The following is a 16,845-nucleotide window of genomic DNA, read 5'->3' on the forward strand; positions in this document are numbered from 1 at the left end:
TATTGTTAATGTTTAATATGGATATATTGAAAGATTTGAGAGATAGCTTTGATGAGCTAAACGTTGAAAATCTTAAGTTTATTGAAATCAATAGTGAGGATGTCGAAGGGATTTTTTCATATATTGGGAAGAATGAGGTTAGATCTATAGAAGAATTTTATGCTCTGAATGTAAAAAAATTATGTTCATATAGTGGTAATGCCGATGCCAAAGAGGATTTCTTTGAGAGCTTGCTGGATGGGGATTTTGAAGCGTCATCGGTGGCCAATGCAATTGATAGCCTAAGTGATTGGAGTATTGATTTGCGCCTCTTAATTTCGAAAGTTGAAGAGATATCGCCAGAGGCAAAAACATATGTCGTTGAAGATAAAGGTGGTTACAGTGAGTTTTTATTTGAAGACAAAGAGAGGTTTTGTTTTGTTGGGGTTTCTATATGAGTGACCTCCTCCCTGAAAATCGAAGCGGTCTAAACTAGAGAATTCTGGCAAAATCAGGTAGCCAAAGGAGCTGATTTGCCATGAAAAAGACCAAATACACAGAGCAACAGATCGCATTTGCCCTGTGCCAGGCGGAAACGGGCACTCGGGTCGCTGAAGTCTGCCGCAAGATAGGGATTTCAGAGGCGACTTTTTACAATTGGAAAAAGAAATACGGTGGGCTTGGAGTATCCGAGCTACGTCGCCTGAATCAGCTGGAAGATGAAAACCAGCGGCTTAAGCGGATGGTGGCAGACCTCAGTCTGGACAAACAGATGCTGCAAGACGTGCTGTCAAAAAAGGTCTAAAGCCAGCCAAGCGGCGTGATCTCGTAAACTATCTGTCTGAGGCCTACCGCGCGTCCCTGCGCCGAGCCTGTCGTCTTATGGATATCAGTATGTCGGTGTACTACTACCGATCCAAGAAGCGGCTCGATACGCCGCAGAGAGAGCGCATCAAAGAGATCGCGGCTACCCGAGTGAGATACGGCTACCAGCGGATACACATTCTCTTGCAACGCGAAGGCTGGCGAGTCAACCACAAGAAAGTACTGCGTATCTACCGCGAAGAAGGCCTAAATCTACGTAGTAAGCGCCCTCGAAGGCGGGTGGCAGCGGCACACCGAATGGAGCGCCCCAAGATCACCACCACCGATCAGTGTTGGAGCATGGATTTTGTGGCGGACAACCTGTTTGACGGAAAGCGAATAAGGGCGTTAACTATAGTCGATAATTTTAGTCGCGAGTGCATGGCGATTCACGTTGATCACGGCATTCGTGGCGAGCATGTTGTTGGGGTAATTGATACGATCCAGCAACTACACGATCGCTGTCCTGAACGAATACAGGTCGATAACGGAAGCGAGTTTATTTCAAAGGTATTAGACAAGTGGGCTTATGAGAACCAAGTCACCTTGGATTTCTCCAGGCCTGGAAAACCGACGGACAATCCATTTATTGAATCGTTCAATGGCAGCTTTCGGGATGAGTGCTTGAATAGCCACTGGTTCATGTCACTGGAAGATGCGCGGGATAAAATTGAAGAGTGGCGAGTCGAATACAACGAGTTTCGACCGCATTCGTCATTGGAAAATATGACGCCGATCCAGTATCGGGATCGGCATCGAGAAGCTGGAAATTTCTAGTTGCGGGTGCTTCGATTTTTGGTAGGGCCTCAAAGAACCGGAAAACTCTAATTTAGATTGTCCCTAATTAGGGGAGGTTTACATGATCACCAGAGTTAGAAATGACGGTTCAATCTGTTGTGTTCTCTCTGTTTGATAGTTTGAGAAGGTCAGGACAGATTCTAGATAGTCCAGTTCCATAAGTAGGGGCATATGACAAGAAAAAAATATGAAGTTAGTGATATTGAGATTGTTAAATCAGATAACTTAAATAAGCAGCTGGTTGACATTAGTAGAGAAGCATTTGAAAGGAATTTTCTAGATGCTTCGAGGCATGCTCTTGAATTTGCCCGAACGTTAGTTGTTGATGAACTTCCGGATAAAATTAAATGTATTGTTTTTTTAGGAGCCTCATATGACGGCCGTCCTTTGATAGGTGATGAAATTACCTTTCCTGAGGATTGCAAAGAAAACATGCGTACCTTTGAAAGCTATGAGAAAGTAATAAAGTTATTATGGCGAGAAGGTAAAGTACCGGAATGGATCAATGTTTCAGTTATCTCTGAAGAGAAAGGCTTTACTAATATAAGGCTGGATTGCTGCGGGCGATATTCAGGCGATCCCGAGAAGATATATCATGCTCAAGAAGGGCGAGCACCTTTCCATGTTCTAGGCCCTCCCATTCCTCCAGGTGTTGATATTAATATGGGGAAAAATACACGTTATAAACACTTTGCAGCCTTATGAATACAGGAAGATGACTGATCAAACTCACAAGAACCGGTGCCGTTACTTCGATAAACTGCATTGGGATTGAAATGAGGTTTAGATAAGAGAGTAATGTAATGACTGTTCTTAATCTTGATGGAATTGTTAATCACTGTAAATTTCAGGTGGCCTTAGACCAAGGTAGGGATATAAATGATCTTCTATAGCTTTCTCACATATGAAAAATAGGGTGATTTAATATGACTGAGAATGACAGTGATACAATAAATTTAGCCGATCTTCTTGATTGTATTCAGATTAAAGTCAGAGCTTATGAGAAAAAGACTATAAAAACTGGATAAGACAAGGATGTTGGTAAACTTAAAGCTGTTGGAATAAGCCTCAATACAGGCCGCCCAATCTCTATCGACGCCACATACTACACTGGAATTGAAATTGGCGGTAAAGAATTAAAGAAAGCCTTTTATGAAAATCATAAAGACTTTGAAATTATCTTATCGAAAAAATGTGGAAGTCATTGTGATTGGCCGATCTATAAATTATGCCTTTTAGAATATTCAAAAGCCCAGATAGGAAAGCAAGTTTTGACTTTGAGAGAATGAGGCCCACAAAAAGAGAATATGAGTTCTTAGTTGTGGGGCCAATACAAGGTATACCTACGCCGATAAAATGATATGAGTAGATATTTTATACATTATTCAAATTTCCAAGGTGTGACTCTATTTCGCCGAGGAAGAACTGGGAAGAGTAAATTTCCTGATGGAAGCCTTTTAGGCTGTCGGGAAATTGATCTTCCATTGTGTGAATTTGATTCGTTTCGTGATGCAGAAAAATACGCGCAAAAGATATTCTCTCAATATCCAAATGTGAGAGTTCAGATTATTGGTATGATAGAAAAAGAAGTTCAACTGATATTGGAAAACAAAGAGTTTCTTGACAAGGAATCTGATGTTAGTAGATCAATAAGAAAATAACAATTAGGAATCTACAGCAAGGGGCTCTCTAAGATGGTAAAGATTTTATTAGGGGCGCTTCGTAGGTGCTAGAGTTCAGTTTTCGTCTCGATTTTTAAAAGGCCGTGTGATGGCGACTTTCGATAGTATATCAATACTCGTCTCGGTGACGGTTCGTAAATAGAGAAACAAAATGAAAGATGAAAAATATAATTATTCGATAATGATAGGAAGCTCGCGACGGAAAGTTGAACCATTAAATATGGTACTTGGAAAGCCATTTTGTAGGGACGAGGATAACGATTGGGTTGTTGAGTGTGCGATATCTGGTTTTTATTCGGAGTCAAAAAAAGTTGAAGGGCGATCAGCCTTTGATTGCCTTATATGTGGAATGGCATATTTTCGGCAATCCCTTCGTTTTATAAAACTTAATAATCAGAAGCTAAAACTATTTTTTGAGTTTGAAAAAAATCTTGATGAAATAACAATCGATGATGTATTTATGACACATGATTGCATAACAGATGAAATGGAAGAAATGATTCAGTGGGCAATAGAAAGTGGATTCAAAAGTGAATAAATAGTTAGAATTTAATCACAAATATGAAGTGGGGTTGATGGGAAAAAATAAATCCAGTTTTGGGGTTATGAATCAGAGATTTTAAGCGAGCTTTACGTGACTGATAAGGCATTGTTAGTGGGTACAGGCGATCCAATTCCCATAGGCCAATAAGATATGGCTGAATGATATGTGTCATTTATATTTTAATAGTTGAGGCCAAAGTGGATTACAGATATATACCTGAGCTTGATGCTGGCAACTTTTCCAAGGCAATATTTTCTCGATTTTATGGGTTTATTATTTATAGTGATTTTGATTTTAAAGACCATGAAGAAATCGCAAATATCATAGATTGGCAGGCTGAAAACGGTAGGTTGCACCCTGAATTTAAACCTAGTAATCATGAAATATCTCGAGTTACTATGAAAGGGAATAGGGTTCTTAGCGTTGTAAAAATACAGGACGTAGAAACGTTGAAATTTCTTGCTCTCTGTATTGATTCAAGCGAAACCTTCATTGTAGTTCCAAATTCTATAGATGCCGAAGGAGCGTTGAATAGAATTGTGAATGAATCTATAAGTAAGAATGGATACTTTTCTGGTTTTCAGCTGAGTACTGACGATTTGTCTGCAATAGCAAGCGATGCCGGATACGTTTTTTCCAACGTTGATTCGGAAGGAATTGTTTACATCGGTAGCTCATTGTTGAGCGATAAATCAAAGATAGTGGAAGCTTTAGGCTTTTACACTCTGAATAACATTGAAGAGCTAAAGCTACTAACAGTTGATCGTTGGAATCAATAGCGAGAGGTATGCAGAACGTTAAATGGATTTAATGTGAAAAGCCCAGTTTGGGGGAATATTTACAATAGGTGTAAACCAAAAACAGTCAAAGTCATGGTTGTGCTTATTATGCACACTTCCTGTTTTCATCTCATGTGAATGCTGCGGCGCTAGCTATAAGTATGATGCCAGTGTTTCAGATGAAATGGTTTTAGTATTTCTATCAGGCCAAGTGATAAGAAAATCTGAGCTCTTTCGGAGTTGGGATTGCGGAGTGACTAAACATTCATAAACTAAAGATCTTTATGAGTATGAATATTTTTGAAGTAAGATCCGAAGATGAAGGTATTGGTAATTTGCTCTTTGTGGTTGTGAAGCAAGACTTTACTTCCGATGATGAAATCTTAAAATTACTTTGGATTGAGGCTCAGGAATATAATGAAAGTACACCGATAGATAAGATTGAGTCGGATTACTCGAGAAAGCGAAAAAACTTCAAGTTAAGTGGAGTTGATACAAAGGACTTTAAATCACGATTAAAAGATATCTTTAGTTTGTTCGAGTCTTATGATCAAATTTTAGAAGAGTTTCCTGGCGGCTCTTTTTCAAAGATAAAAGAGGAGATGGTGAAGGTGTACTCTGGTAGGGTTATTTTGCTGGAGGATGACTGCGCTACCTATTGTGCTTTTATTTCAAACGGTTCATCAAAAGCTCTGTTTTCATGGTGCGATGTGGCCTGATTCTGTTGAGGGCGTAAGGCAAGCTCGGCTGTTGATCTCGGTTTTTAACGATTTTACGTGGCCAATCTTTGAGTCTAGAATTTAATGATCACCTCTTTCAAAAATTCTAAAATTACCAGTTGATATATGACATTTGCGAGCATGTGAACTTCAAGTAAATAAAAGGAGATATAATGTATAGTATTTACTATCATATCCCCAGCAGACTAAAGTTTCGATCTGTAGGGAAGTCGCCAAAGGTAGAAAGCCTTTTTGAAGTCAAATTGCTTATAGATCTGCTTAGATGGAAAAGAGATTCAATTTTTATCTGCGACTATAGAAGAAAGAATAAATTATGTATTGGTTTGTGCAGGAATAAGGTTTTGTTTTGTATTGAAGTTATATCGGCTGAAGGGGTGTTTTGGAAGGAGGTAGAGAAAAAAGAGGTTTTTGATATTTTGACAAAAATTGAAGAGGTTTCTGAATCTCCAGAAACTTTTAATTTCATCGGAGATTCAATATAAAGCGTTAAGTCCCTGGGTATGATCTCATGTGAATATGAGTAAGGAAGAATAGCCATCGGGGAGGAAATCCAAGGTTTATGAAATTTTCTTAAGCGATATCAGAAGTGGTTTTCTCATCTTCTGATTGAGCAAAGAAACGAAACCAAACGGCGACACTGTTCACTATGTGTACGACAGCGTAAGCCGCCTGACGCAGTTACGTCATGAAGACAGCGGCAGAACTCGCAGCTACAGCTACGACAGCCTATATCGCTTGGTGGGTGAAACCATACTGGATTCCGCCAACGGCGATCACCGCAGTGAATTCCAATACGACAAAGTAGGCAACCGCATCCAGTCGGTCATCAATGGTGTAACCACGGCCTACCAATACGACAGCAACGACAGGCCATTAAAACAGGGCGACACGGTTTACATCTACGACGCTAACGGCTCAACCCTGACAGAAACACTCGATGTCATTCGGTCAGCCAAAACTGAAAATGTCGCCTATGGGCAAATTAGTAATTCCTGACAATAATCCAATAAATAACCCAGCATTATAAAACTCGCCAACATATGACTAATCAGTATTTTCTCGCCGGGCGAAGTGCTGTTAGCCTACATGGAATTTATTGCCCTAACATATAAATAATCATATATATGCTGAGTTCTTAAGCGTCACCCAGTGACAGCGCTACTCAGTAATAAACTACAAGACCATGTTTTAAATAAGTGAGATGCAGCTAATGGAATGGCGATCTTCTTGTTTTTAATTTAAAGCCCTAAGCGTCGTGCAACAATGGAGTAATGTAACGATGAGCACTCTCTCCGATGGTTTTTTAATTCGAATAATAGACTCGGTGAGCAGTAATATAGCCGTGCTGGATGAAAACTTTAATATTGTTTTTGTTAACCAATCCTGGATTGAGTTTGGGGTTCAGAACGGCCAGAAGAGAGCGTTTAACTGGCTGGGTTTGAATTACCCATCTTCCTGCTTGCCTTCTGAAAAGGACGGCGATGAATTTGTCGTCTTGGCTATGAAAGGCCTGGCCGATATCAGGGCAGGCCAAAGACACAGCTTTATCATGGAATACCCTTGTCATAGTCCGAATCAGGACCGTTGGTTCATCATGCGTATCGACCGCTTTGTGTCAGAAGAGTTGATGTATTTTGTGGTTTCTCATCAAGACATCACTGATCGTGTGCGCCTGGAACAGGAAGCCAGGACATTGGCCAGAATCGATGCGCTGACCAATATCGCGAATCGACGAACATTCGACGAATTTGTGCAATCGGAGTGGGGGCACTGTAAGCGCAATAATCATACGCTTTCGGTCGCCATTCTTGATTTGGATGACTTTAAGTTGATCAATGATAATTGCGGCCATCAACATGGTGACGATTGTTTGAAAAAGGTGGCCGAAGTGTTGTCGAGATATACGGGGAGAGCGTCAGATATCTGTGCGCGCTACGGCGGTGAAGAGTTTATCTTGGCTTGGGGGAATATGGGGCATAAAAAATCCCTTGAACTTTCCCGGCGTATCCTGAAAGAAATCAACAATATCAAAGTCCGATTCAGCGATGGCAGACTATACGGGCGCCTTACCGCCAGCATTGGTCTGTATACCGCATCTCCTTGTTTGGAAAAGGTGGAGCAAGGCGTGTTCAATGCAGATGAGTTGATGTATCGGGCAAAGCGCATTGGCAAGAACAGTATCTGTGATGATCAGAAGCTGGTGAACGCCGCTTTTTGTAAGCTGCAACAATCTTCCTGAGTCACCTCATATCAGTTCTGGTAAGAGGTCAGTGTCGGCAATATGTTTAGAGCGTGGAATCTCTTCGCCGGCGATAAACACGCAATCTTGATTAAAAGATTCAATATGCCCGCTGTTCACTATGTAAGAACGATGCACGCGAATGAAGCCTTCTGGTAGCTCGGTCAGGGCGGCCTTGATTGAGGTGTAGACGACTATTTTACGTCCGTCCTTCATATGATAATTGGCGTAGTTTCCCATGCCTTCAATGTAGTGGATCTCCAGTGGGGAAACGATGTAGGTGCGGCGATTGGATTTCAGCGCCAGGTGTCTGGGTGTTGCCTCGCCATTTTTATTCACTTCAATAAGGTACAGCTGAAATATCTTAATGGCCGATAGGAACAGTACCGTTGAATTGATCAACATCACACTGCGCCCCAGACCCGATAAGGTGAGCAGAGGCCCCTGTTCATTCAATAGCAAGCCCTGATAGAAAAAATAATCAGATACGCAGTGCAATAAGGCGCAGGCAGTTAACGTAGCGATGTACAGTGGAACGAATTGCTGATAGTTGCGTTGCAGCAGGTAGTGGGGAATCAGCCAATTCAGTACCGCATACACCGCGATTAGGCGCGCAGGTAGCAAAACAAATTCCAGATAAAACGAGGCGAAGTAATTGCCCTCACGTGCCCAGAGCAAACTGAAGGTTACATAATACAATAGCCAGAAAGCGATATGTCTTGCTACTCGATGTTGATAGAGCGGCAGGAGGTATTTGCGCCCCAGATCTTTCGCAAACATCATGGCAAAGTCACTCATCGTATAAAAACCCCGGCTGTTGGCATAAATGTGAACCCTAACGGATCGGATATTCCTAGTATCTCACTGACAATTAATTTTCAGGGGGAAACCATGACAAACCGACTGTTACACTTGTGCGTTCAGATTAGCATTCTGCTGTGCTTGATGATGGCGGCAATCAGTTCAGCTGAGTCATTAGAGCGACGTGCTGCCTGGCAGGCAAAATTCAAAGCGCCGACAGATAAGGGCGTTGAAATCAGGGAACTTGAGGCTGAATCGCCCCTGGCATTGGCGGGCCTGCAACAGGGTGATCTGATTACGGAATTCGATGAGCAGAGGGTGGACAAGAATACCCAATGGCATGACATCAGTGATGCCTTGATTGGCCATAAGACGTATCACCTCCAATTCGAGAGAGCGGGACAGTCACAAACTGCCGAGGTCAGTTTTACACCACTGGAACGAGAGCAGCATCCGGGCTTGAATACCGTTTACGGTTCTTTCACGGGCCCTGCGGGACTGGGCATTCGTACCATTGTGACTCACCCAGAACAAGCATCGCAGAGCACTTGGCCTGCCATATTTGTTGTCCAGGGTTTGAGCTGCTCGAGTATTGAAATCCTGCCCAAGCGACAATCCAATTACATTCGCCTGCTAAAAGACATCGTGCGCAACAGCAATATGTTGGTGATGCGAGTCGAAAAACCAGGCTTGGGGGACAGTGAAGGCTATTGTTCGCAAACGGATTTTCAAACCGAGCTTCAGGTGTATGAAGCCGCATTGCAAGCCCTGTTGGCGCGTGAAAATGTCGACCGCAAACGGGTCATTGTTTATGGCAACAGCATGGGCAGTGCGTTGGCACCTTACCTGGCCAACAAGTATCAGCTGAATGGTGTGATTTCCGATGGGCCGTTTTTCCGCAGCTGGTTTGAGCACATGCTGGAAATCGAACGTCGTATCAAAGCGATGCAGGGCATGAAGCAATCTGACATTCAGCAGCAGTTGAATCAGGCTTACATTCCGCTTTATTACGGTATGTTGATTGAGAAAAGGTCCTATGCGGAAGTGATCAAGTCCAAACCAGAACTTGCGAAATACAACTATCACGGTCCTGAGCATATGTACGGCCGGCCAATGAGTTTCTATCACCAGTTTCAGGATTTCAATTTTGAGGGTGGCTGGGCAAACCTGAAAGCGCCCGCTCGGGTTCGGTGGGGGCGCCACGATTGGATCATGTCGGAATACGATATTGATATGATCACTGCCACGTTACAGGCCAGTGGTAATAAAGATGTAGAAGTTTACAAGTACCCAGAGCTGGACCATTGGGCGACCTTACACGACTCTCCGAGCAATTCCTTTCACGGCAAGCCGGGGCGCTGGGAAGAGAATATATCTGGACAGATCGTGGAATGGGCGAAAGCACTGAACTCACAAGAGAATGCATACTGACGATTGCAAGAAAAATGACCTCCCGAAAGCCGTTTGAAAGGGATGGCTCACGCGGCAAAATAAGGTTCAAAAAGGTATTTCACTGGGCGTGCTCTTTATATAGTATAAAAACAACGACGATTTCTGTATCAGAATAATAAAAACAAAGGACGTTATTCAATGAGCATGCCTTGTAAAAAACCCAGCCTAGGCCCCATGTTTGGTTATACGAACCAGCAGTCTACGATAGTGTGGATCAGGGGAACTCGATCTCGAAAAGCCATTTTGCGTTATCGGTTTTCCAATGGAGATTGGCAATACAGCGATATACCACTCCAGGAAAATCTCGATTTTATCGGTGTTCGAAAGATTGACTTTAATGGCAACCAAGACGCGGTTTCAGTGGAAGTGACATTGGTGCCAAGCAATCTGGAGCTGACAGATCCTGCAGCCTTACACTGGTCAAATTCTCGAAAAATCGCAAAAGGAAGCTGTCGTCCCGCACCGGACTCCAATAGTGAATTCACCTTTCTCACGGGTTCTTGTGCACATAAAGGCTATGGGCCATTAAGAAAAGGGCAGGAAGTTTACAAGCGCATCGTGTCATCGGGAGATTGTGAGTCCGATTTTATGATGCTGATGGGAGATCAGGTTTACTGCGATCATCCAGGGACGCATGGCCTCCCCATAGTGCCTGCTTGGTTGGCTGGAAGGCATAAGCCCCAGAGAGTGGAGGCGTACTTCCGGCATTATCGTTCCTATTATCGGCAAAAACACTTCCGAAAACTGATGGCGAAAATGCCAGCCTTCAGAATTTTTGATGATCACGAAATCGAAAATAACTGGAAAGGTTATCGCTATGATCCTGAGCATGATGGGCAGGACGAGTACGGCGATTCCAAAACGCTATTGCAAGGCCTTACTGCTTATTTGGCCTACCAGGCCTCCATGGGAGGTGGGTATCAACACACCGAAGGCCAGGTAGCCATTGATGATTTGCCGGCTTGCGCTGAGGTCTTGAACCCAAACAGCACGGAGAGGTGGAATGAAAAGCCCAAACACTGGGGCTATGAATTCAGTTGGGGGCTGGCTGACTTCCTGGTTTTGGATGTGCGCTCAGAAAGAAGTAACCCTAATCAAGAAGGGGCTAACATACTCGGCGAGCCTGGACAGTATGAACGGTTGTTAGCTTTTCTCAGACAGGGTGATGGTAGTCGTTACAAATTCGTGGTGTCGCCGGTGCCCTTGGCCCCAGACACCAATGCTGATGAACAGTATGGGGAAGAGGGTGTGCCTGATGATGAGCTAATCTTTGATCATGACGATACCTGGCGTTCCTATCCGGAGCAAAGAAAAGACCTGCTGGAAACCATTCGTACGAGCCCTGATATTAACATCATGCCTATTTTTTTAAGCGGCGATATTCATCTATCCAATGTGGTTGAAATAAAACATCGAGACGACGAAAGTTTCGCTTTACCATGTTTGATTTCCAGCGCCATTAACTGGATTGTTTTTGGAGTTCAGCCTGTCACAGAGAATGATATTCTATTGCCAAAACTGGAAGATGGTCCTTTGCTGGAGTCCCGCTTGCAGCTGCGTGAGACGCTTCAAGCACGAAAAGAGCAGAGTGACTATCGGGTGGAGTTTTTCGAATTCAAGAATGACACTGAGCATGCGCATCTTAGTTTTGGCCAACGAACAGCGTGTACACGCAACAATTATATGAAAATCAAAGTGGATCAGGCTGGTGTCACAGCAGAAATTATTCAGGGCAATGGCAAGCGTTTCGGTGCCCCCTGGTTTAAAAGCCGGGACGACTTAAGCATTCAACGGCCATAGTTGAGGAAGTAAAACGCTGTTAAACAAATTATTTTCTTCAGTCTCAGTACCGCATGCCTTGGCAGCGGTGCTGAGTTGAGCCCTCCGTTTTGATACGTATTAAGTATCAATTTCATATGTTAAAAGTATTGGACTGAATTTCTAGGCTGATTCTAGAATAATTTTTAACCATTTGAACCAGGGATTTGGTTCTCGCCTGGATTCGATGACCTATGCCCTGCAATATACCAAGACAAACTCTCACCAACGATACGTTGGTCCAGCAATGGTACGAATCACTGTTTCGTTCTTGTGGTCGGTACAGCACGCTTATGCACAGCGACCGCTCATTTGAAGGCGTTCTGGATATCCATCATCAAGACGAAGTCTGCGTGTCGACGATCTCTACTAATGCTAAAAAAATCACGAAAGCCAATCCGGATGCAGATGAACGAGTTGATGACCATCACTTTGTGGTATTGCAGGTAAAAGGGCAATCGCATTTTGAGCAGATGGGCAGTGGCGTAACTCTTGAAGCGGGCGACGTTACCGTCATGGATCAACGTTACCCCTGTATGATGGAATTCGATGGTATGTCGGAGCAGATTTCTGTACAAATACCGACGCACATGATGATAGACATTCTGGGCGCATCCTGCCCTAGCCATGCGGTCAATATTCAAACTCGCTATGGCTCGGGCTTTGCGCTGCGGAACTATCTCGTTCATGCATTGAACTACAGCACCCGAAAAAGTCACTCGCAGTTAACGGTCCAAAATAATTTGCTCACCAAGCTGCTCGGTGAAGCATTGAGTATTGATAAGTCGTTCTTGTCCAATGAGGACAGTCAATCCATGCGCCTTACCGATGTAAAGTCATATGCGATCAAACATATTGGCAACTCTGAGTTGAGCATGGATGATCTTGCGCAGAACAATGCGCTGTCGCGACGGCAGCTGTATCGCTTGTTTGGTCGGGAAAGCCTTACGCCTAACCAGTGGCTGAAAAATCTTCGTTTGGCTTTGGCGAGTGATCTCCTATTGGATAAAACCCAGCTTGATCGTTCGGTTGCAGATATTTGCTATGTATGTGGATTCAAGGACTTAGCTCATTTTACCCGAAGTTTCACAAGCCATTTTGGGGCTCCCCCCGCGCGTTATCGAAAAGATAAAATCTCCCGCTGAGAGCAGCCACTCTCTACAACTGGGCACTCTCAGTCAAATAATTGCCCCACACCTCTTTGATACCTTTAGTCACGCCAGTTTTGATGCGGCGTTTGTCATGCTCTGTGTGATATCGCATCAAATCCAGAAAAATAACATCCGGCTGAACAGCGTCACGCTCTGAGACGATCGGTATTGAAATAGGAAAACGATATGAACAAGGCCAGTGTATCCTCGATTGCGCTGCTTTTAGGTTTAAGCAATTATGCTCTGTATTCCCATGCGGATGAACAAAAGAGTGCCGAAGACACCTTTATTGAGGAAGTGCTTGTTACGGCCTCAAAACGCGGTGCCCAAAGTGTTCAAGATACCCCGTATAACATTTCGGCAGTGGGTGCGGATGCCATCGAAAAAAATGGCATTAGTAATCTGACGGAACTGAGTCGAACCGTTGCTGGTTTGGAAGTAATCGATCAGGGGCCGAGCAACAAAACGCTGGTGATCCGTGGTTTAACCACGAGTGCAGGTGCCACGCAAGTATCCACATACTTGGACGAGATACCGGTTTCTGCAACGGATTCAGAATACCGATTGTATGACATTGAACGTGTCGAGGTATTGAGAGGGCCGCAGGGAACCTTGTATGGCGATGGTTCTCAGGGAGGGACGGTGCGTTACATCACCAGAAGGCCCAATCATGACGAGGTGGAAGGGTCGGTTGAACTTGATTTGGGCAAGGTCAATGGTGGCGGGAATGAAACCTCCGTTCAAGCGATGTTGAATGTTCCCTTGATTGACGACACGCTGTCTCTAAGGGCGGTGGTGGGCCGTTTGGACAATGACGGCTTAGTGAATCGTCCTGATCTTCAGCGCTCCCAATCCGATCGATTTAAAAATAACAATAGCCGTCTTCAGCTTCTGTGGGACATGAACGATTCCACAGATCTTTTGCTTGCCTACCACAGCCAGGATGTCACCGTCGAGGACGGTACGCTTGTGGGGGTCGATAACAATGATGTTCCGGGGTTTGTTCGGAATCCATTTGGACGTGATTCCAGACACATCAATGTTACTCTTAATCACGAGACCGATGTGGGCACACTGACTTTTTCCGGCAGTGACAGCCAACGCCGAGGGCATTTCAGTTTTGACGTGTCGGCGTTTAATCCGGTTCCTTACAGTGTGTCTGGGCCGAGCAATGTTGATACGCGATCTTATGAGTTGCGGTTTGCTTCAGATTTCTCGGGGCCCATTCAGCTGGTGTCAGGGCTCTACTATCAAGACTATGATGCCTTCAGCCTAAGCATCAGCGGGCCGATCGATTTGCAGTCTGGTGTGTTGCCGGGGGATTACAATCCACGATCAATTCCCGAGCCCGTAGGACAAAACTTTCTACTGGATCAATTTGACCAACGAGAAACTCGTGCAATCTTTGGTGAACTCAGCTACGACCTCAATGAAAAGCTCAATGTGCTCGTCGGGGTGCGCCGTTTCGAAATCGACACCAACATTACTCATATTGTATCTACGGCAAACGATATTTTTGGACGTCCATTAGGGTACACCACCGATGTCGACAGCACGGACAAAGACACGGTGTTCAAAATATTGGTTTCGTATGATGTGAATGAAGATGTGTTGCTTTATGGAACCCGCAGCGAAGGTTTCCGTCAAGGGGGCGCCAATGTTCTGTTCGACCCCACTGACACGCGTTCAGAAACAAGTTATCGTCCAGACTATGTGACGAATTATGAGCTCGGCGCTAAATTGAGTCTGGCCGACGGGCAGCTCATTGTTAACTCCGCGGTGTATTTGATGGAGTGGGACGATATTCAGGTCGAACTGTTGGAAGCAACAAGACCAAATGAGTTTGTCACCAATCTGGGTTCTGCCAGATTGTACGGCTGGGAACTGGAGTCAACCTACAGCCCAGCATCGATTTCTGGCCTTAAGTTTTCTTTCGGCTTAACACTCTCCAAGCAAGAATTGCGAGAAGATTCGCTGGATAATGTGGGCAACCCATTTGCAAACAAGGGCGACCCTATTCCCAATGCCATTTCCGACAGCGCCTTTATTGGAGTCGAACAGCGTTTCACGGCATTCGATCAGGCCGCGTACGTAAATGTTACAGCCTCTTATACCGGGGAGTCTCAAACTGACTTCGCTGAAAACAGCTTTAGAAATCGCCGTTGGGGTGATTTCGTAAGCACCAATGTAAGTGCAGGTCTGGACAGCGAAACCTGGTCCCTGATCTTCTATGCAAACAATCTCTTTGACGATCGTTCGCCTCTGGGGTGGTCAAGTACCTATTCACCTTCTGCAGGCGTCAGCATCGACAACATCTACATTACCAGACCAAGAACTCTGGGCATTAAAGCTCAGTATCGATTTTAGCCTCCTTCCTCACATGGGCGTTTGACAGAGCAATAGCGATATTGCTTTGTCATTTTTTTCAGGACTTAGACTTATGAACCGTTGGACTTTTTACCGTAATACCAGACGACTAGTGTTGCTGGCCGCTTTATGTATTTCAAGTACGTTTCACATTGGAGTCTCGGCTGATTCAGAGAACCAAGGCATGGACCAGCTGGGATCGGCTTTGCTCCAGAAGCACAAACTCCTGTCGGATAAGAATGACATCACAGTGTTCTATTCAGCATCTGAAAACAAACAGAGAGCCATTGAAATTCGCAATCTACTTGAAGAAGCGATTCAATTTTATCAAACCAGTTTGGCGATTGATCACCGCATTGATGTGGCGGTCTTAAACCAGGCAGATTGGAAAACCCTTGTTAATGAACGGATCCCCTATGGCATGCCGCATATTGTTGGCCCGAAGGATCGCCAGGTGGCGGTATTGCCCGCCAACGATCAAGGCGTTGTCACCGTTGGAGCAATCCATATGAAAGAGTATTTGCCGAAAGAGGATGCGAACACTCTGGCCAGTTATGGAATGAGTTTCGAAGAGGGTGCCTCCACCTATACGGATATTATTGCCATACATGAACTTGGGCACTCTTATGCTCAGGCTTACGGTATCAAACCGCTCAGTGCATGGAGTGGCGAGTTTCTCGCAAGCTTTTTTGCCTACGCATTCCTGCAGGAAAAGCATCCCAAACTGGCTAAAGTGTTTGAAATCTACGCCTACCAGCTCAATGTCAATGCGCCTGGGCCAACAGATCGCAGCTTACTCAGGCTTGAGAAACTGTATGCAGGAGTCGGTGCGGATGACTATGTTTGGTATCAGGGCATGTTCGTTCACCTAGTCGTAGAACTGTACAAACAGAAAGAACTTGATGTGTTGAGAGAGTTTAAAAGCATATTTGGCGGGCAATCCGATCGGATTGCCGGCCCACCTAAAACGGAGTCTGATGAAAAAATCCGGCTCAGGTTGGATCAAGAATTTGATCGTCTGAGTTCAATATCTCCCTTTGCGAAGACATGGCGAAGCAGGCATTTTGTTTCGACCGATCTCAAAGAATGAAGATGAGCAATTGATGGATGACCCAACAACGTGGCGACAGGAATGACAATGGTTAAGAAAACAATGCGTATCATGATGCTTTTTTGTGCGGTTACGTTCACCGGCACTGGTCTGGCGGAGGGCGATGCCTATAAGGACATTCATGCCGTACTCAATGATTACACACAAGGTACTTATCTGGGCGATCGGGCCTTGCTTGAGTCGGTTTTTCATCCGAGTGCCGTAATGAATGGCTATTTGGGTAAGCAGCTTATGATTTCAAAACCTGCTCAGTTTATAGCAGATGTGGTGAAAATGGAGATACATAAGGCCAAAACACCTTATTCTTATCAGGTCACCAGCATCTCCATTGATGGCAAAGTGGCTTCGGTTGTTTTAACCGAAGCCGGATTTCCTGGCAATATGGCGTTTACCAATTATTTCCACCTCATAGATGATGGCCATGGTTGGAAAATAATCAGTAAAACCTTTATAGGGAAAGCCGACGCCTCCTAAAAGCATCGGCCTTTATGAAGCGCTACGAGAGTTCTGAGGTTGTAAA

Annotated in this window: 17 protein-coding genes; 16 read left to right on the forward strand and 1 reads right to left on the reverse strand. The window is 44.4% G+C overall.

The window, feature by feature from the left end; translation table 11 throughout:
- Positions 1-8 precede the first annotated feature (8 nt).
- From ABWW03_RS04930 to ABWW03_RS04975, 10 genes are all read left to right on the forward strand, one after another.
- Entirely contained in the window at positions 9-437 is a 429-nt protein-coding gene (locus ABWW03_RS04930) for a hypothetical protein (RefSeq protein ID WP_353406737.1), read from the forward strand.
- A gap of 80 nt (positions 438-517) precedes the next feature.
- A protein-coding gene (locus ABWW03_RS04935) for an IS3 family transposase (RefSeq protein WP_353406738.1) occupies positions 518-1,620 on the forward strand; the annotation gives its coding sequence in 2 pieces (ribosomal slippage) (positions 518-779 and positions 779-1,620; 1,104 coding nt in all).
- Positions 1,621-1,812: 192 nt separating this feature from the next.
- Positions 1,813-2,346 (forward strand): hypothetical protein, encoded by a 534-nt coding sequence (locus ABWW03_RS04940; protein WP_353406739.1) that lies wholly within the window; start codon positions 1,813-1,815, stop codon positions 2,344-2,346.
- Positions 2,347-3,002: 656 nt separating this feature from the next.
- A complete protein-coding gene (locus ABWW03_RS04945) occupies positions 3,003-3,302 on the forward strand; it encodes a hypothetical protein (RefSeq protein WP_353406740.1) in 300 nt (99 codons plus the stop codon).
- A 172-nt stretch (positions 3,303-3,474) separates the two neighbouring features.
- Positions 3,475-3,861 carry a hypothetical protein gene (locus tag ABWW03_RS04950; RefSeq protein WP_353406741.1) on the forward strand — a complete coding sequence of 129 codons (387 nt, stop codon included), beginning with the start codon at positions 3,475-3,477 and terminating at the stop codon, positions 3,859-3,861.
- A gap of 164 nt (positions 3,862-4,025) precedes the next feature.
- The gene (locus ABWW03_RS04955; protein ID WP_353406742.1) at positions 4,026-4,646 is read left to right on the forward strand and encodes a hypothetical protein; all 621 of its coding nucleotides are present in this window, start codon (positions 4,026-4,028) and stop codon (positions 4,644-4,646) included.
- A 284-nt stretch (positions 4,647-4,930) separates the two neighbouring features.
- A complete protein-coding gene (locus ABWW03_RS04960; protein ID WP_353406743.1) occupies positions 4,931-5,365 on the forward strand; it encodes a hypothetical protein in 435 nt (144 codons plus the stop codon).
- A 173-nt stretch (positions 5,366-5,538) separates the two neighbouring features.
- Positions 5,539-5,868 (forward strand): hypothetical protein, encoded by a 330-nt coding sequence (locus ABWW03_RS04965; RefSeq protein ID WP_353406744.1) that lies wholly within the window; start codon positions 5,539-5,541, stop codon positions 5,866-5,868.
- Positions 5,869-5,992: 124 nt separating this feature from the next.
- Positions 5,993-6,382 carry a hypothetical protein gene (locus ABWW03_RS04970; RefSeq protein ID WP_353406745.1) on the forward strand — a complete coding sequence of 130 codons (390 nt, stop codon included), beginning with the start codon at positions 5,993-5,995 and terminating at the stop codon, positions 6,380-6,382.
- A 283-nt stretch (positions 6,383-6,665) separates the two neighbouring features.
- On the forward strand, positions 6,666-7,625 hold the full coding sequence (locus ABWW03_RS04975; protein WP_353406746.1) for a sensor domain-containing diguanylate cyclase: 960 nt from the start codon (positions 6,666-6,668) through the stop codon (positions 7,623-7,625).
- Positions 7,626-7,631: 6 nt separating this feature from the next.
- Here the strand turns inward: ABWW03_RS04975 and ABWW03_RS04980 are convergent, their stop codons facing one another.
- Positions 7,632-8,423 (reverse strand): LytR/AlgR family response regulator transcription factor, encoded by a 792-nt coding sequence (locus ABWW03_RS04980; RefSeq protein ID WP_353406747.1) that lies wholly within the window; start codon positions 8,421-8,423, stop codon positions 7,632-7,634.
- Positions 8,424-8,516: 93 nt separating this feature from the next.
- Between ABWW03_RS04980 and ABWW03_RS04985 the strand changes: the two genes are divergently transcribed.
- The 6 genes from ABWW03_RS04985 (at position 8,517) to ABWW03_RS05010 (ending at position 16,799) form a co-directional block, all read left to right on the forward strand.
- Positions 8,517-9,857, forward strand: a complete 1,341-nt coding sequence (locus ABWW03_RS04985; RefSeq protein ID WP_353406748.1) for an alpha/beta fold hydrolase — start codon at positions 8,517-8,519, stop codon at positions 9,855-9,857.
- 159 nt (positions 9,858-10,016) lie between these two features.
- Positions 10,017-11,678, forward strand: coding sequence for an alkaline phosphatase D family protein (locus ABWW03_RS04990; RefSeq protein ID WP_353406749.1), 1,662 nt, complete (start codon positions 10,017-10,019; stop codon positions 11,676-11,678).
- A gap of 212 nt (positions 11,679-11,890) precedes the next feature.
- Complete coding sequence (locus tag ABWW03_RS04995; protein WP_353406750.1) at positions 11,891-12,841, forward strand: helix-turn-helix domain-containing protein; 951 nt, start codon at positions 11,891-11,893, stop codon at positions 12,839-12,841.
- Between the two features lie 192 nt (positions 12,842-13,033).
- Positions 13,034-15,214, forward strand: a complete 2,181-nt coding sequence (locus ABWW03_RS05000; protein ID WP_353406751.1) for a TonB-dependent receptor — start codon at positions 13,034-13,036, stop codon at positions 15,212-15,214.
- A gap of 46 nt (positions 15,215-15,260) precedes the next feature.
- Entirely contained in the window at positions 15,261-16,304 is a 1,044-nt protein-coding gene (locus tag ABWW03_RS05005; protein WP_353406752.1) for a hypothetical protein, read from the forward strand.
- Positions 16,305-16,352: 48 nt separating this feature from the next.
- Complete coding sequence (locus tag ABWW03_RS05010; protein ID WP_353406753.1) at positions 16,353-16,799, forward strand: nuclear transport factor 2 family protein; 447 nt, start codon at positions 16,353-16,355, stop codon at positions 16,797-16,799.
- The last annotated feature ends 46 nt before the right edge of the window (positions 16,800-16,845 follow it).

Source organism: Pseudoteredinibacter isoporae (assembly GCF_040372805.1).
Taxonomy (GTDB): domain Bacteria; phylum Pseudomonadota; class Gammaproteobacteria; order Pseudomonadales; family Cellvibrionaceae; genus Pseudoteredinibacter; species Pseudoteredinibacter isoporae_A.

What these genes read in the sequence shown, in the direction of transcription:
- ABWW03_RS04945 (WP_353406740.1), top strand. Translation starts at nt 3,003, where the DNA reads ATGAGTAGATATTTTATACATTATTCAAATTTCCAAGGTGTGACTCTA.
- ABWW03_RS04955 (WP_353406742.1), top strand. Translation starts at nt 4,026, where the DNA reads ATGATATGTGTCATTTATATTTTAATAGTTGAGGCCAAAGTGGATTAC.
- ABWW03_RS04985 (WP_353406748.1), top strand. Translation starts at nt 8,517, where the DNA reads ATGACAAACCGACTGTTACACTTGTGCGTTCAGATTAGCATTCTGCTG.
- ABWW03_RS04975 (WP_353406746.1), top strand. Translation starts at nt 6,666, where the DNA reads ATGAGCACTCTCTCCGATGGTTTTTTAATTCGAATAATAGACTCGGTG.
- ABWW03_RS04940 (WP_353406739.1), top strand. Translation starts at nt 1,813, where the DNA reads ATGACAAGAAAAAAATATGAAGTTAGTGATATTGAGATTGTTAAATCA.
- ABWW03_RS04930 (WP_353406737.1), top strand. Translation starts at nt 9, where the DNA reads ATGTTTAATATGGATATATTGAAAGATTTGAGAGATAGCTTTGATGAG.
- ABWW03_RS04980 (WP_353406747.1), bottom strand. Translation starts at nt 8,423, where the DNA reads ATGAGTGACTTTGCCATGATGTTTGCGAAAGATCTGGGGCGCAAATAC.
- ABWW03_RS05010 (WP_353406753.1), top strand. Translation starts at nt 16,353, where the DNA reads ATGGTTAAGAAAACAATGCGTATCATGATGCTTTTTTGTGCGGTTACG.
- ABWW03_RS05000 (WP_353406751.1), top strand. Translation starts at nt 13,034, where the DNA reads ATGAACAAGGCCAGTGTATCCTCGATTGCGCTGCTTTTAGGTTTAAGC.
- ABWW03_RS04995 (WP_353406750.1), top strand. Translation starts at nt 11,891, where the DNA reads ATGCCCTGCAATATACCAAGACAAACTCTCACCAACGATACGTTGGTC.
- ABWW03_RS04990 (WP_353406749.1), top strand. Translation starts at nt 10,017, where the DNA reads ATGAGCATGCCTTGTAAAAAACCCAGCCTAGGCCCCATGTTTGGTTAT.
- ABWW03_RS04960 (WP_353406743.1), top strand. Translation starts at nt 4,931, where the DNA reads ATGAGTATGAATATTTTTGAAGTAAGATCCGAAGATGAAGGTATTGGT.
- ABWW03_RS04950 (WP_353406741.1), top strand. Translation starts at nt 3,475, where the DNA reads ATGAAAGATGAAAAATATAATTATTCGATAATGATAGGAAGCTCGCGA.
- ABWW03_RS04965 (WP_353406744.1), top strand. Translation starts at nt 5,539, where the DNA reads ATGTATAGTATTTACTATCATATCCCCAGCAGACTAAAGTTTCGATCT.